This window comes from Paractinoplanes pyxinae, assembly GCF_026626335.1.
Classification (GTDB): domain Bacteria; phylum Actinomycetota; class Actinomycetes; order Mycobacteriales; family Micromonosporaceae; genus Actinoplanes; species Actinoplanes pyxinae.
Genome location: NZ_JAPNTZ010000001.1, coordinates 321,605 through 336,374, shown reverse-complemented (window position 1 = coordinate 336,374; position 14,770 = coordinate 321,605). Strand labels below are relative to the sequence as shown.

Here is a 14,770-nt window from a genome sequence, read left to right as displayed (position 1 = left end):
CTGTGCGGACACTGCTCGGCACGTGATACCGGTCACCTCGACCGACGCCGAGAGCCCGGAGGCTGACGTGTCCGACACCAGAACCGCAGGCCGGATGCAGGCCGCCGTGCTGCTGCTGTCCAGCTGCCTGTCCGTCCTGGGCGCGGTTCTGCTCGCGCCCGTGCTGCCCCGGATCGAGGACGCTTTCGCCGGCGCCCCCGGCGTCTCGGCGCTGACCCCGATCGTCCTCACCGCGCCCGCGCTGTTCATCGGCCTGACCGCCGCCTTCGCCGGGCGGATCGTCGACCGCCTCGGCCGCAAGCGCCTGCTGGTCGGGGCCCTGCTCGTCTACGCCGTCGTCGGCACCGCGCCGCTGTACCTTCCGTCGCTGCCGCTCATCGTGGCCAGCCGGGTGCTGGTCGGCCTGACCGAGGCGGCCATCATGACCTGCTGCACGACGCTGCTGGCCGACTACTTCCACGGCAACCGGCGCGAGCGCTACTTCGGCCTGCAGGTGGTCTTCACGACGATCTCCGCGACCGTCTTCTTCGCCGTCGGCGGCATCCTGGGCGAGGCCAACTGGCGGGCGCCGTTCTGGCTGTACTTCGCGAGCCTGCCGCTCGCCTTCCTCGCGGCCCGGCACATCTGGCAGCCGACCACGGCTCGCCCCGGCACCCGGGAACCGCTGCCCGCGCTGCCGTGGCGGCAGCTGGCCGCGCCGGTCGGGGTGACCCTGTTCGGCGGGCTCGTCTTCTACGTGCTGATCGTCGAACTGCCCTACAAGCTCGAAGACATCGGCGTGACGAGCACCGGAACGGTCGGCGCGGTCAGCGCGATCACCTCACTGGGCACGGCGGCCGGCGCCTTCCTGTTCGGCCGCCTGGCCCATCGCGGCCCCGGGTTCACCGTGCCGGCGGCGTTCGCCTTCAGCGGCCTCGGCCTGCTCGGCCTGGCCGTCTCGCCGGCGGTGCCGCTGGTCGTGCTGTGCGGGGTCGTCACCGGCTTCGGCAACGGCCTGCTGCTCCCGTCCCTGCTGAGCTGGGCGCTCGGCTCGCTCGCCTTCGACCAGCGCGGCCGCGGAACGGGCGTCTGGACCTCGGCGTTGTTCCTCGGCCAGTTCGTCTGCCCCCTGATCGTGCTGGCCCTCGACGGCGCACTGGGCGGCCTGGCCGCGGCCCTGTTCCTGCTCGGCCTGCTGAGCGCGGCCACCGCCGCAGCCCTGCGCCGGGCCACGCTGACCCCCGTGACAGCAGCCTGACCGCCCCTTTCTCCCGTTCGCGCCGACACCGCTCGCATGCAGGGTCTGCTGTACGTTCTTGCCGTGAGCGCGAAAGAATTGACCGAAAGCCCGGATTCGACATTCACCGCACTGCTGGCGGGCGCGGCCAAATTGCCCGGCGTACGCATCAATCGGACGGAATATCTCCGGAGCGCCTTGAGTCGATTCTGCTCGGCCGACGACATTCAGCGGGCGATCGACGAAACTCCGGCCGCGGCCGGCATTGCCGCCGACATTCTCGATCGCGCGGCCAACGAGTCCATCCGGTACGAGACGGCCAAGGTCAGCGCGCTGTCGGCCGCGGCCGGGATCCCCGGTCTGCTCTTCCTGCCGGCCACCGTGCCGGCCGACATGGCGCAGTATTTCGGCCACATGCTGCGGATCGCGCAGAAGCTCGCGTATCTGTACGGCTGGCCCGATCTGCTCGACGACGACAGCGACGAACTCGACGACGCGACCAAGGGCGTGCTCACTCTTTTCGTCGGCGTGATGTTCGGTACCCAGTCGGCCAACGCGGCCGTGGGAAAGGTCGCGGCCGAATTGTCCAAGACGATGGCCCGGAGGCTGCCGCAGAAGGCGCTCACCCAGGGTGTGGTCTATCCGATCGTGAGGAAGGTTGCCGCGTACGTCGGCGTCGAGATGACCAAGCAGACCTTCGCCAAGACGGTCTCCAAGGCTATCCCGCTCGTCGGAGCGGTCGTGTCGGGCGGGCTCACCCTGGCCACCTTCCTCCCGATGGCCAACCGGCTGAAGAAGCACCTCGCGAGCCTGAGCCTCACGAAGCCGGACCCCCGGGTGATCGACGGGGACGTCGTCTGACGGTTCCCGCTTCGCGGCCGACGCCCTAGCATCCATAGATGTGGATGTAGAAACCGATCGCGGGTCCATTCTGGACGTCGGGTTCGACGAGCGCGTCCCGCCGCCCAAGCTCGCGCTGTTCGCGGTGCAGCATCTGTTGACGCTGTCCGCCATCTGGGTCTTCCCGGTGCTGATCGGGCTCACCCTCGGGCTGGCCACCGGGGATGTCAGCCGCATGATCCAGGCCTCGTTCCTGCTGGCCGGCGTCGTCACCGTGCTGCAGTCGAGCCGGATCGTGCGGCTGCCGATCGTCCAGGGGCCGACCGCCGCGTTCTTCGCCGCCCTGCTGGCGGCGGGTGCGACGTACGGGCTCGACGCGGCCTTCGGGTCGATGGTCGTGGCCGGGTTGATCTTCATGGTGCTCACCATTCCGATCGGGCGGTTCGGGGTGCTGATCCACTTCCTGCGCTTCGCCACCGATCCGCTGGTGTACGGCACGATCTGCCTGATCATCGGCGCCCAGCTGGCCACGCTGGGGCTGCCCGGCTGGTTCGGGACCGAGGGCCAGCCCGGGTACGGCTGGGACCTGTTCTGGATCGGGCTGGCCACCCTGCTCACCGTGGTGGCCTGCCTGCTGTTCGGCGGTTCGACGCTGATCCGCCGGGCCGCGGTGATCATCGGCATGGTGGTCGGGTCGGTGCTGGCTGCGGTTACCGGGCTGTGGAGCGTGCCCGACCTGTCGGGGGTGTCGTTCGTCGGGCCGCCCTCGTTCCTGCCGTTCGGATTCGCCGTGGCCTGGCCGGCCGTCCTGCTCATGCTGCTCGCGTTCCTCGAGTCGAGCGCCGAGGCGGTCGGCATGTACACGCTCGTGTCGCGCTGGGGCAACACGGAATTGTCGCGTGAGCGCATCAACCGCGGCCTGTTCACCGAGTACGCGGGCTCGGTGGTGGGCGCCCTCTTCGGCGGCATAGGCACGGCCTCGTACCCGGAGAACGCCGGCATCGTCCGCGTGACCCGGATCGGCAGCCGGTTCGTCACGATGACGGCCGGGTTCATCGCGATCGCGCTGGCCTTCCTGCCCATGTTCAGCACCTTCGTGGCCGGGCTGCCGGGGGCGGTGCTGGCCGCCGCGTCAACGGTGCTGTTCGGCATCATCGCGATGGCCGGCGTCCAGATGATGAGCACGGTGGACTGGGACGACCTGAACATCACGGTGGCCGGCACCGCGTTCATCCTCGCGCTGGGCGGTCAGTGGCTGCCCGAGGGGCTGGTCGCGACCATGCCGGAGTGGGTGCGGGCGCTGGTCACGACCCCGATGATGTTCGGCGCGGTGCTGCTCATCCTGCTCAACGCCGGCGTCAACTACGGCCTGCGCCCCTGGCTGGCCCGCCGGTGATCACGCTCCGCCTCAACCACCAGCAAAACCAATTCCTGCGTACGGTCGTCGAGCGCGACGAGCACCTCGGTGATCTGGGCGATCTGGTGCGCGCGGCGCTTCGTGAGGCGACCGCTCCTTCTCCGATGCCCGCCGCGCCTTCGGTCGTTCCCGAGACGCGTACGGCTGTGGAAGAGCACATTCTCGAGCCGGGCACCGGCAAGGCGTTCGAGGTGGCCGCGGGCCGGGTCGTGCGGATAACGCAGGTCGAGGGGCACCAGTGCGTCGACCTGAACGTGTTCTCGCTGCACGATGCCCGAGAACGGCTCCACGTCGGGCGTACGCGGGGAATGCAGGGCCTGCACCCGGGACCGGGCGACGTGCTGTGGTCGAACGCGCCGTGGGAGCGCCCGATCATGGCCATCATCGGCGGCACGGCCACCACCGACACGCAGTTCCCGTTCTGCAGCCGGCTGATCTACAGCGCCTTCTTCGGCCTGCACGACCGCACGAACTGCCAGGAGATCCAGAACGAGGCCCAGCGCGAGTACGGCCTCGACCCGTGGGACCTGCACGAGTCGCTGAACCTGTTCATGCACACCGCCCCCGGCCCCGACGGCGAGCCCGTGATCCGGCGCAACGTCGCCCGCCCCGGCGACCACATCGAGCTGGTCGCCCTGATCGACGTGCTGGCAGTGCCCAACGTATGCGGCGACGACCTGTCCAACTGCAGCAACTTCGGCTTGCGTCCCGTACGCGTCACGGTCGAGGAGGGCGTCCCGGCCGACGGCGAGCAAGCCCGGACCGCCTACAACCGGGCCGTCGTCCTCGGCCTGCCACCCGCCCGCGAGTTCCCCGGCGCCCGCCCGCTACGACGCGACCCCGCGTATGTGGCCGCCTTCCCCCACCTGCCACTACGCCCAGCCGACGTGCCGATCGACGCCGACGAGGCACTGATCCGCCACTTCCACCAAGTCAAGAACCTTGACTTGTACGGCGACGACGACGCGGCCGCCCTACGAGACATCGTCCTGTCGTGGGCGATCGAGCGATTGGGCGCCTTCGCCGGCAACGACTGACGCGACCACGAGACGCGCTCACTCAACAGGCCGCCCTCCCCACCAACACCCGCGCGTGGTGGCTCGGCCCGTGTAGCGTGCCGCCATGGTCAGAGTGACGCCGAGCCGCCTCGCCCTGCTGACGCTGGCAGTCGTGTCGGCCGCGGCGTGGGTCTACGGAGTCATCGAGCTGCAGCCCCTGAGCGAGCCCGGCCCGGACGGCTACGCCGAGAACAACACCTACTGGCTCCGCGAGCTGCGCTGGGGCGCGCTGCTGGCCCTCGTCCTGGCGGCAATCGCCCAGGCCGGCGGCACCCGCCAGGCCCTACGAGCCATGACCGTCGCCGGCGCCCTCTGGCTGACCACCGACGTCGCCCTGGACCGCTACGACCACCTCCCCCACGCCACCACCCTGGCCATCACCGCGGTCCTGTTCTACTGCACGGTCGCCAGCACCGGCCCCATCGCGAACCTCGGCCCGACCACAGATGCCGGCCCGAGTGCCAGCGCGACCGCGAACATCAACCCGAGTGCTAACGCGACCGCGAAAGCCGGGGCGGGCGGATGGCGGCCGGGTGTGCTGCGGGCGGTGGCGGTCGTTGCCGCCGTTGCGTCTGGTTTGGTGGCAGGCGTCGAGTCGCCGACCGACACGGAGCCGGAGCTCACCTCGGGCGCGGCCACGGTCGCTTTCCTGCTCGCCCTGGTCGCGGTGGCCACGGCCGTGCACGCGGCTGGATCGTTCCGCCAGCGAATGTTGGCCCCGGCTCTGCTCGTCGCGGCGGTGCCCTGGCTTATCCGGTTCGCATCCCCGCAGCCGACCACGGGCCGGGCCTTCGCGACGTTCGCGTACCTCGTGGTGCTGGTGGTCATCGTCGTCGCGCTCAGCCGGCCGCACACCCGGCAACGCCTGCGGGACCACGCGGCTGCCGCGGCCATCACTGCCGTCATGGTGCCGCTCGTGCTGCTGCCGCTCACCCTGCTCAGCATCGTCTGGCAGACCGGCAAGCCGTTCACCGCATTCGCCGGCAACCCACCGATCAACACCGCCGACGAGGACATCCTGCTCGTCATCCTGGCCGTCCCGGTCGGACTGGTTCTCCACAAGGCGCTTCAGGGCCTGCTGCCCGACAAGCGCCCGCTGCCCGCCGACGTCCGGAGCGGCGCGCCGTCACCGGGCTGAGCCCACCGGCCTCATGTTGACGACTCGTACATGTTGATACACACAATCAACATGTACATGCATCCAATCAACATGTACGGCCGTCGCGGCTCGCGAGCCACCGCGTGGAGAACCGCCGCGTGGAGCGCCGCCACACGGAGAACCGCCACACGGAGAACCGCCACACGGCGAGCCACCACACGGCGAGCCGCCCCGGACGGTTGGCGTCCGGGGCGGCTCGTTGTTTCGGTGCGCGACTACTGCTGCGGGGCGACGACCCACAGGAGCTGGTCGTTCACCTCGGCGGTCTCGCCCGACGCCACCGTGATGATGTCGGCCGAGTCGTAGTCGAGCTTCTGGTGCGCGTACTGCCGGTTGTCACCGTCGCTGAAGCGAACCTTGTAGCGGCCCGGCTCCAGCAGCCCGCTGAAGTCGAAGCGGCCGTCGGCGTCGGTGTTGGTGTCGGACTGGTTGATCGTGTCGACGTTGATGAAGCTGACGTACACGCCCCGGGCCGGCGCCCCCGCGGCGTCGGTCAGGCGGCCGGAGATGCCGGCCAGGGCGGCCGCCCGGTCGGTCACGCGGACGGTCTGGCCCGACCGCACGAAGAAGCGCTTGGCCTGGGCCGGGTCGAACGTGTGGGGCACGTACTGGCCGAGCGGGCCGACCGCGTAGTTGACGATGAACGTCTGGTCGGGCCGCACCCGGATCCGGAACGTGCCGTCGGCCGCGGTGACGCCGCCGTGCTGCGAGGCGTTGTCGACGTTGGTGATGTTGACGGACGCGCCCGCGGCCGGCTTGCCGTCGGGGCCGAAGAACCGGCCGGCGATGACGCCCGCCGCGGTCACGACGCTGCTGGCGTTGGTGGTCCGGTTGGCCCGCACCTGGTAGGTCCGCGCCTGGTCCGGGTTGCTGATCCGGCCCGGCGCCCACTCCGACCAACCACCCAGCCCGACGCGCACCTTGTAGGCGCCCGCTTCCAGGCCGGAAACCGTGAACCGGCCGCGGCTGTCGGCCTGCAACTCTTGCACGGCGTCGCTGGACGGGTCGGCGAAGACCCCGATCACCGCGTCCGGCACGACCGCACCGCGCGTGTCCCGGACGACGCCGGCGATGCTGCCGGTCGCGTCGGCGGCCGACGCAGGCCCCGCGAACGCGGGCCCGGCCGCGGACGAGGCAGCCACGATCCCGGCCACGGCAGCCGCCAGCACCGACCGGCGACGAACTTGATTGAACTGCACTTGGGTTCTCCCATCCCTTGTGAGGTGAGGGAGACGCTATTGATTCCCGGCCCGCTCCTACCGAGAGCAACCGGCGGTTGGCACGAAGTAAGGAGCAGAGATCATCCACATGGGACGGATGCGCCGTTATGGGACGTACACGTCGGCCATCGCGGTGATGGTGCCGTTGGTGATGGTGGCCTCGACGAGGCCGTTGTTGCCGAGCCGTTCGGAGAGCTGGGTGGGTGTGATGGCGCAGGTGCCGACCGTCACCGGGTCCTCGGCGCAGCGCCCGGGGTCGTCGAACGTACTGGTCAATGTGGGGTTGGCCGAGGTCGGCAGGGTGACCGTCATGCGGCTGTCCTCGGTCAGCCAGGCCTGCTCGCACGGGTTCTCGGGCGACGCCTTGAGGTTGAACGTCTGGCAGTACTCGTCGCCGGTCATGAAGAGCACCGGCTCCACCACCACGGATTTCGCCTTCGGGTAGTAGCCGTGGACCTTGACGATCGACTTCGTGCTGCCCGTGCGCACGTCGGTGAAGGCCAGCGTCGTCGGGGCGGACGGCTGGTCGCCGATCGGGCGGATCTCGGCCCGGCTGATGTGCGCGGACGCCCGTACGTCCTGGTCCTTGGCCTCGTCGGCCGGGCCCACACCGAAGGCCACCTTGCCCGCGAGCAGGCTCGGATCGGTCAGCTTCTTCTCGAGCACCACCTGGCCGTCGACGGCCACCGTGGCCACCTCGTCGCGCAGGCTCAACAGGACGTCGCGGTTCTGGCCGGGCGTGAAGAGGGCTTGCTCGGCGGCGCCGATCGTGGTGTTGCGCAGGGCGCCCTCGTGCCGCAGCCGCACGGTTCGCGGGCACAGGTCGAGCCAGTAGGAGGCCTCGCCGGCCGACCGGAACTGGATCTCCGCGCAGGAGCGGGCGTCGCCGACCGCGACCCGGGCCGCGATCGACTGGTCGCCGGCGAAGGTCTGGGCCGGACCGGGGCAGGTCGTCGCGAAGCTGGGCGTGGTCATGGCCAGGCCGTCCCGGAAAGAGCAACTGGCGCCGTACGCGTCGGTGGACGCCCGCCATTGGCCGGGCCGCACGAGCGCGTCGACCACCCACGGACCGCGGACCGAACCGGGCACCGGCATGACCGCCTGGGCCGGTGGGGCCGACTCGACCGGAGCGTCCCGTGAGTAGCGGCCGTACAGCCCGGCCCCGCCCAGCACCAGCGCCGCCGCCGCGGTGGCAGCGACAAGCGTCCGCGTACGGCGACGCACGGGGGCAACCGGCCGCCGGCCACCGCCCGACACGTGCCGCCCCGAGAGCTGAGCCGCCTCCGCCGCCTCGCGCAGCGGACGGCCGATCCCGCTCGCGCCGGTGTTCTGGGCCAGCAGCAGGTTGAGCAGTTCGGGCGCGGTCGGCCGGTCGTCCGGATCCTTGGCCAGGGCGACCGCCACCAGTTCGGCCAGCGGCCCGCTCAGCCCGGTCAGGTCCGGCGGCTGGGTCAGGATGCGGGCGGCGGTGGCCACCGGAGAGTCGGCCCGGAACGGTGTGCGCCCGGTTCCCGCGTACGCGATAACTGCGCCCCAAGCGAAGACGTCGGCCGCCGGTGTGATGTCCCGGTGCGCGTCGTCGAACCGTTCCGGCGCCATGTACGCGACCGTGCCGACCATGTGGTCCGGCGCCGTGTGCCGGCTGGTCACCTCGATCGCCCGCGCGATCCCGAAGTCGATCACCTTGGGCGTGCCCAGCGCGAACAACACGTTCTGGGGCTTGAGGTCGCGGTGGATCACGCCGGCCCCGTGGATGGCGGTCAGCGCGGTGGCCACCCCGACCGCCACGCCGTGCAGGCGGCTGTCGGCCAGGGGGCCCTCGTGCGTGACCACTTCCTCCAGGCTCGGCCCGTCGACGTACTCGACCACCAGGTACGGCGTCGGGTGGTCGGGGTCGGCGTCGAGCACCGCGGCCGTGCAGAACGGCGGCACCTGGCGGGCCCGCCTGACCTCGCTCCGGAACCGGCCGCGGAACTCCTCGTCCCACGCGTACTCGGGCTTGATCATCTTGATGGCGACCGCCGAGCCGTCGTCCCGGCGCCCCAGGAAGACCGTCCCCATGCCGCCTTCGCCGAGCCGAGCCAGCAGTTGGTAACCGCCGAGCGACTGTGGGTCGCCGGGGCGCAGCGGGCTTCGCATCGGCCCACAATAGCTATCGAAGAGGCACGATCCCCTGGGCCCCGCGCGGGAACGTCGCGAGCACGTCGGCCGGGATGTTGAGGTGCTGCGAGACCAGCGCCGGCGGCAGGTGGCTGAGCCAGTTGGCCAGCGAGACCTCCTCGTAGCGCTCGCTGCGGAACGTCTCGAGGTAGATCAGCGGCTCGTCGCCGGTGTTCTCGACGTAGTGGCCCAGGTTGCGGCGCACCAGGCCGACGTCGCCCGCCTTGAAGTCGGTCGTGTTGGCGTGCGGGCCGGTGTTGAACACGGTCATGCGGCCCGAGCCCTGCAGGTAGTACTGCCATTCGTCGGCGTTGGGGTGCCAGTGCAGCTCGCGCATCGAGCCCGGCTGCACGATCGTGAGCGCCGCGGCCACCGTCGTGAGCGGGTAGTTCCTGCTGTCGGCGATCCGGATGCTGCCGCCGCTGTTCTCGTAGCGGGCCTCGGAGCGGGACAGCCGGAAGATGACCGGGCTGGTCGCGCCCCACTCCACCCCGGCCGCGGACTGGTCGGCCTCGAGCTCGCCGGGCTCGTCGCCGGGGAAGATCCACAGGTTGTGCAGCGGAATGTCCTTGAAGGCCTCCTGGGCGACGCCGAAGTTCTTGGCCAGCACCTCGGGCGGCGTGTGGGCGAACCAGTCGGTGAGCAGCAGGGTGTTGCTCTCGGACTGCTCGCCGTCGTCGAAGGCGAGCACGAACTCGGCGCCGTCGGGGCCCATGCCCTGCAGCGAGTGCGGCAGCCCGGCCGGGAAGAACCACAGGTCGCCGCTCTCGACGTCCTCGACGCTGGGCAGGCCCTCCCGGCTGAGGGTGGTGATGCGGCAACGCCCGCGGCTCATGTAGGCCCATTCGGCGGTCTGGTGCCAGTGCAGCTCGCGGATGCCGCCCGGCTCCAGGTACATGTTGACGCCGGCGATCTCGTCCGAGATGGCGAAGTCCTGCTGGGTCACCTCGCGGGCCCAGCCGCCGCGCTGCTGCCGGCGCGGCGAGATGTTGAACGACGACCAGAAGAACGGCTGCGTGCTGATGTCGGTGGCCGGCGCGGTGAGCGCGTTCGGGAACTGGCTTTCCAGCACCTGGTTGCGCGGCCCGGTCATGCGGGTGCTCGCCGGGTCGCCGTCGGCGGTCGCCATCCCCTCCGGCGGCAGATCCGGGTGGCCGAAGGTGGGCATCTCGTGGTGCGGCGCCCGGATGTCAGCGGAGTCCATGACTTCTCCTCGATCGTGGAAACGGTGAGCGGTTTCCAGCGCAGCACTGGGCGGAGAGCACCGGCTAGAGGCAGATGACTACGCCCGCGACGCCGCCCGGCCGATCGAGTCACCTGACGCTACCGGGCGCGCTTCACGCTCGTGGACGCTGATCGCGTGACTCTCCATCGCTCTCGCACAGCGGTTCTGGCGCTGGTCCTCGTGGCCGGCGCGCTGCCCGGCTGCGCCTCGTTCGAGACGGCCGGCCGGGCCGGAAAGCCGGTCGTCCTGACCACCTTCACCGTGCTGGCCGACATCGCCCGCAACGTCGCCGGCGACCACCTGACCGTCGAGTCGATCACGAAGCCGGGCGCCGAGATCCACGGCTACGAGCCGACTCCGCGCGACCTCCGGCGGGCCGCCGACGCCGATCTGATCCTGGACAACGGTCTCGGTCTCGAGGCGTGGTTCCAGCAGTTCGTGGACGGGCTCGACGTGCCGCACGCCGTGGTGTCGGACGGGGTCGCGACGATCGGCATCGCCGGGGATGCCTACGCGGGCCGGCCGAACCCCCACGCCTGGATGAGCCCGGCGAACGTACGGACCTATGTGGACAACACGGTCGCGGCGTTCGGCCGGCTGGATCCCGGGCATGCGGCCGACTTCGGCGCCAACGGGGACGCGTACAAGAAAGAACTTCAAAGAATCTCGGACGGGCTCGTACGAGATCTGTCGGTGCTGCCGCAGCGCCAGCGGGCACTGGTCACGTGCGAGGGCGCCTTCTCGTACCTCGCCCGCGACGCCGGGCTGACCGAGAAGTACATCTGGCCGGTCAACGCCGAGCAGCAGGCGACTCCGCAGCAGATCACGTCGGCCATTGAATTCGTGCGGACGAACGACGTACCGGCCGTGTTCTGCGAGTCGACCGTGTCGGACAAGCCGATGCGGCAGGTCGCCGGCGCCGGGGGAACCGCGTTCGGCGGCACGCTGTACGTGGACTCGTTGTCCGAAGCGGGCGGGCCGGTGCCCACTTATCTGCAGCTGATCCGGTACGACGCCGGCACGATCGCCGCCGCGCTCACCGGGCGGGCGTCGTGACCCCCGCCGTCGAGGTCGCCGGGCTGACGGTCCACTACGGCGAGGTGCGGGCCCTGGACGACGTGTCGCTACGGGTGCGGCCGGGCCGCGTCACCGGGCTGATCGGGATGAACGGATCCGGCAAGTCGACGCTGTTCAAGACGGTCATGGGCCTGACCCGCCCGGACCGCGGATCCGTTGTCGTGGACGGCATCTCGCCCGCCGCGGCGCGCCGGCGGGGGCTGGTGGGGTACGTGCCGCAGAGCGAGGACGTCGACCGGGCGTTCCCGGTCTCGGTGCGCGACGTGGCGATGATGGGACGCTACGGGCGCATGGGCCTCACCCGCCGCGCCCGGGCCGAGGACCGTACGGCCGTCGCCCGCGCCCTCGAGCGCGTCGAGCTTTCCGAGTACGCCGATCGCCAGATCGGGCGGCTGTCGGGCGGTCAGGCCAAGCGGGCGTTCGTGGCCCGCGGCATCGCCCAGGCCATCGGGCTCAACCCCCGCCGGCTGGGGGCGTTGCTGCTCGGGCTGCTCGCGCTCACCGCCGTGGTGGCGCTGCAGGTGGTCGGCGTGATCCTGGTCGTGGCGATGCTCATCATCCCCGGGTCGACCGCTTACCTGCTGACCGACCGCTTCGGCCGGATGCTCGTGATCGCGCCGGTCATGTCGACCGTGTGCGCCGTCGTCGGCATCTATCTCAGCTACTGGCTGGACGCCGCTTCGGGCGGGCTCGTGGTGGTCGTCCAGGGCGTGGTCTTCGGTCTCGTCCTCGTGCGCCGTCTCGTCCGGGTGCGCCGGCGCCGCGCCCTCGTCCTGGTCCGGTGACTTGTCATGACCCTGATTTCGCCCGCCCATCTCGCGACGGCCACGGCGTACACCCTCGCGTTCGCGGCTGGCGCGATCGCCGCCTCCGGGGCCGGGCTGTTCGTCCTGACGCTGGCGGCCGGCGCGATCGCGGTGCAGGCCGCCGGGGCACGACGCATCCGGCAGCTGGCGGGGCTGGTCGACAGCGACCCGCTGTGGAAACGGATCGGCTCGATCCCGGCCCTGATCGCCGGCGCGGTGACGGGCCTGGCCGTCGTACCGGCCGCACCCGCCGCCGCCGGGCCGATCGCCATCTTCGCGGTGATCGCCGCGGTGGTGCTGGTACGCCGGACGGATCTGCACCGTGGCTGACGATCCGTCAGCCGGCCGCGGCCTCGGCGACGTCCAGGTCGGCCAGGGCGGCGTGCAGCTGGGCGCGCGAGGTGATGCCCAATTTGGGGAAGATGCGGTAGAGGTGGGCGGCGACGGTCCGGTGCGACAGGTACAGCTTCTGGCCGATCTGCCGGTTGGACAGGCCGCGCGACGCCAGCCGGGCGATCTCCAGGTCGGCCGGGGTGAGCACGACGGGGGCGGCGGCCGGGGGCGGGCCGACGCGGAGGCCGGCCACCCGGGCCTCGCGGCGGGCCCGTTCCGTCCAGGCGGGCAGGCGCAGCGCCTCGAAGCCGGTGAGGGCCGCGTTGAGCGGAAGCCGGGAGGCGGCCACCCGGCGCCGGCGGCGCAGCCGTTCGCCGTACGCCAATTGCAGCCGCGCCCGCAGAAAGGGCTCGGCCGACCGGTCGTCGGCCAGCGCGCGCTGGAAATGCTGCTCGGCGTCCTCGTCCGTCGCCAGCAGCGCCCGGGCGTGACGAACGGCCGCCCCGGCCCGGTCGCTGCCGGTGCGCTCGGCCCGATCGGCGGCCACCGGCAGCAGCGAATGCGCCTCGGCGGCGCGGCCCAGCTGAATGGCCGCCTCGGCCAGATCCCCGACCATCCAGGACCCCAGCAGGGCGTCGTACGCGGTGTCGTGCCGATCGAACAGGCGGAGCAAAGCGTCCAGGGCCGGCTCGTGGCGGCCCGCGGCCAGCAGGGTCAGCCCGCGGACGGCCTGGACCCGGGCCAGCAACCGGCCGACGTGGTGAGCCGACGCCTCCAGCTCGACCTCGGCCGCGACAGCCAGGGCGGCGTCGGTCTCGCCCCGGATTCCGCGCACCGCGGCGACAACCAACTGCCCCGCCCACGCCCACAAGGGCTGGCCGGTCTGCCCGGCCAGCCGGACACCCTCGACGGCGTTCTCGTCAGCCGCCGTGTACTGCCCGAGGTGGATGTGCGCCCACGCCTGTTCGATCAGGACGGCCACCAGCCGCCCCTGCCGTCGTTGCGCTCGGAACAGGTAGGCGGCCTCGTTCAGCAGCGGCACGGCCGGCGCGAACTGCCCCGCCCGGGCCGCCGCAGCGCCGAGCACGGCCGACCGGTCGCCGCTGCTCTCCGCGTCCGGCCGGTCGGGCGGCAACCCCGCGAGCGCTCCCGTGACCGGGTCGGCCAGCGCCTCGAAGGCGACGCGCTCGCTGTCCGGCAGCGGCTCGGCGGCGGCCCGGATCAGATCGCGCAGGTCCTCGGCCGGTTCGATCCAGGTTCCGCGCTCGGCGGCCTGTCGCAGCAGGTGGAACCCCAGCAGGTACTCCCCCTGCTCCAGCGTGCGGCGGGCCCAGCGGGCGGCTTCCCGGGCGACGCCGGCCGGAACGGGCGCTCGCCGGTGATCCAGCCCGACCCATCTCAGCCGATGCCGGTCGACCGGGCGTAACGCGCAACCGGCGGCCGCGCCCGCGAGCCGCAGCACCCGCTCGGGGTCGCCGAGTTGACCCGCCAACTCGGCCGCGTCGAGCAGGCGGCGGCCCTTCAGTTCCGGGTCGTCGCTGAGCTCCGCCGCCTGTTCCAGGCCGCTCACGGCGGCGGCCAGCATCCCGCGGCGGTAGGCGATGTGCGCGGTGGCGGTCAGCGAGGCCTCGGACAGGGCGCGGACCCGGCGGTGCCGGAAGCCGGCCCGCTCCAGCCGTCCCGATCCGGCCGGGCCCGGCCGCCCGGCGACCAGAAGTCCGATGGGGTCTTTCAGCTGCCGCGCGACGAAGGCCAGCGCGTCCACCGACGCCTCGTCCAGCAGGTGCCCGTCGTCGACGACCACGAGCATCGGCCCGGCCTGAGCCGCCTCCGACAGCACCTGGAGGGCGGCCGGCCCGGAGGCGGCGCGCGACCGGAGCGGACGCAGCAGCCGGTGCAGGGCCGCGTACGGCATATCTTTCTCGGCGGCCTCACCGGCGGCCGACAGGACGGGCATCCGGCGGCGTACGGCCTGCGCCGCCGCCACCTCGAGCAGGGTGGACTTGCCGATCCCGGGTTCACCGTGGAGCAGCAGCGCGAAGCCCCGGTGCTCCAGGCCGTCGATGAGGTCCTTCAAGAGACCGGCCTCTGCCTCCAGGCCGGGCAACGTGGGGGTGGCCAAGGCGGTCTCCTCGCACTCCGTACCGGTCGCCAACGCGGACCCGTACGACTCTGCGCCGGACACGACGAACCCCGCATCGCATGACCGTGCGATGCGGGGTGTATGCGGGCGGTGACCTTCGTTACGCGTGCCGGCCA

At 71.6% G+C, this 14,770-nt stretch carries 12 protein-coding genes; 8 read left to right on the top strand and 4 right to left on the bottom strand.

Translation table 11 applies throughout. The features are described from left to right. Positions 1–67: 67 nt before the first annotated feature. The 5 genes from OWR29_RS01505 (at position 68) to OWR29_RS01485 (ending at position 5,669) form a co-directional block, all read left to right on the top strand. On the top strand, positions 68–1,237 hold the full coding sequence (locus OWR29_RS01505; protein ID WP_267560421.1) for an MFS transporter: 1,170 nt from the start codon (positions 68–70) through the stop codon (positions 1,235–1,237). Positions 1,238–1,300: 63 nt separating this feature from the next. Further along, the gene (locus OWR29_RS01500) at positions 1,301–2,077 is read left to right on the top strand and encodes a hypothetical protein (RefSeq protein ID WP_267560420.1); all 777 of its coding nucleotides are present in this window, start codon (positions 1,301–1,303) and stop codon (positions 2,075–2,077) included. 40 nt (positions 2,078–2,117) lie between these two features. Continuing rightward, on the top strand, positions 2,118–3,452 hold the full coding sequence (locus tag OWR29_RS01495; protein ID WP_267560419.1) for a uracil-xanthine permease family protein: 1,335 nt from the start codon (positions 2,118–2,120) through the stop codon (positions 3,450–3,452). After that, on the top strand, positions 3,449–4,510 hold the full coding sequence (locus tag OWR29_RS01490) for a DUF1989 domain-containing protein (RefSeq protein ID WP_267560418.1): 1,062 nt from the start codon (positions 3,449–3,451) through the stop codon (positions 4,508–4,510). Before OWR29_RS01495 ends, OWR29_RS01490 begins: the two co-directional genes overlap by 4 nt. Before the next feature lie 85 nt (positions 4,511–4,595). Then, positions 4,596–5,669, top strand: a complete 1,074-nt coding sequence (locus tag OWR29_RS01485) for a hypothetical protein (protein ID WP_267560417.1) — start codon at positions 4,596–4,598, stop codon at positions 5,667–5,669. A gap of 236 nt (positions 5,670–5,905) precedes the next feature. Here OWR29_RS01485 and OWR29_RS01480 read toward each other — a convergent pair whose 3' ends face one another. From OWR29_RS01480 to OWR29_RS01470, 3 genes are all read right to left on the bottom strand, one after another. Next, positions 5,906–6,889: a carboxypeptidase-like regulatory domain-containing protein gene (locus OWR29_RS01480; protein ID WP_267560416.1), complete on the bottom strand. Its 984-nt coding sequence runs from the start codon at positions 6,887–6,889 to the stop codon at positions 5,906–5,908. A 126-nt stretch (positions 6,890–7,015) separates the two neighbouring features. Further along, positions 7,016–9,049 carry a serine/threonine protein kinase gene (locus OWR29_RS01475; protein WP_267560415.1) on the bottom strand — a complete coding sequence of 678 codons (2,034 nt, stop codon included), beginning with the start codon at positions 9,047–9,049 and terminating at the stop codon, positions 7,016–7,018. 13 nt (positions 9,050–9,062) lie between these two features. Then, positions 9,063–10,274 carry a cupin domain-containing protein gene (locus tag OWR29_RS01470; RefSeq protein WP_267560414.1) on the bottom strand — a complete coding sequence of 404 codons (1,212 nt, stop codon included), beginning with the start codon at positions 10,272–10,274 and terminating at the stop codon, positions 9,063–9,065. 156 nt (positions 10,275–10,430) lie between these two features. Here OWR29_RS01470 and OWR29_RS01465 point away from each other — a divergent pair, with 156 nt between their 5' ends. From OWR29_RS01465 to OWR29_RS01455, 3 genes are read left to right on the top strand one after another with little or no spacing between them, the layout of a single operon-like run. After that, positions 10,431–11,351, top strand: coding sequence for a metal ABC transporter substrate-binding protein (locus OWR29_RS01465; RefSeq protein ID WP_267560413.1), 921 nt, complete (start codon positions 10,431–10,433; stop codon positions 11,349–11,351). Beyond that, positions 11,348–12,157, top strand: a complete 810-nt coding sequence (locus tag OWR29_RS01460) for a metal ABC transporter permease (RefSeq protein WP_267560412.1) — start codon at positions 11,348–11,350, stop codon at positions 12,155–12,157. Before OWR29_RS01465 ends, OWR29_RS01460 begins: the two co-directional genes overlap by 4 nt. Positions 12,158–12,163: 6 nt before the next feature. Then, positions 12,164–12,508 carry a hypothetical protein gene (locus OWR29_RS01455; protein ID WP_267560410.1) on the top strand — a complete coding sequence of 115 codons (345 nt, stop codon included), beginning with the start codon at positions 12,164–12,166 and terminating at the stop codon, positions 12,506–12,508. Between the two features lie 7 nt (positions 12,509–12,515). Here the strand turns inward: OWR29_RS01455 and OWR29_RS01450 are convergent, their stop codons facing one another. Beyond that, the gene (locus OWR29_RS01450; protein ID WP_267560409.1) at positions 12,516–14,696 is read right to left on the bottom strand and encodes a LuxR C-terminal-related transcriptional regulator; all 2,181 of its coding nucleotides are present in this window, start codon (positions 14,694–14,696) and stop codon (positions 12,516–12,518) included. Between the last annotated feature and the right edge of the window lie 74 nt (positions 14,697–14,770).

Excerpts from the sequence above, each read along its gene's own strand:
- OWR29_RS01485 (WP_267560417.1), top strand. The coding sequence starts at position 4,596 with ATGGTCAGAGTGACGCCGAGCCGCCTCGCCCTGCTGACGCTGGCAGTC.
- OWR29_RS01475 (WP_267560415.1), bottom strand. The coding sequence starts at position 9,049 with ATGCGAAGCCCGCTGCGCCCCGGCGACCCACAGTCGCTCGGCGGTTAC.
- OWR29_RS01470 (WP_267560414.1), bottom strand. The coding sequence starts at position 10,274 with ATGGACTCCGCTGACATCCGGGCGCCGCACCACGAGATGCCCACCTTC.
- OWR29_RS01455 (WP_267560410.1), top strand. The coding sequence starts at position 12,164 with ATGACCCTGATTTCGCCCGCCCATCTCGCGACGGCCACGGCGTACACC.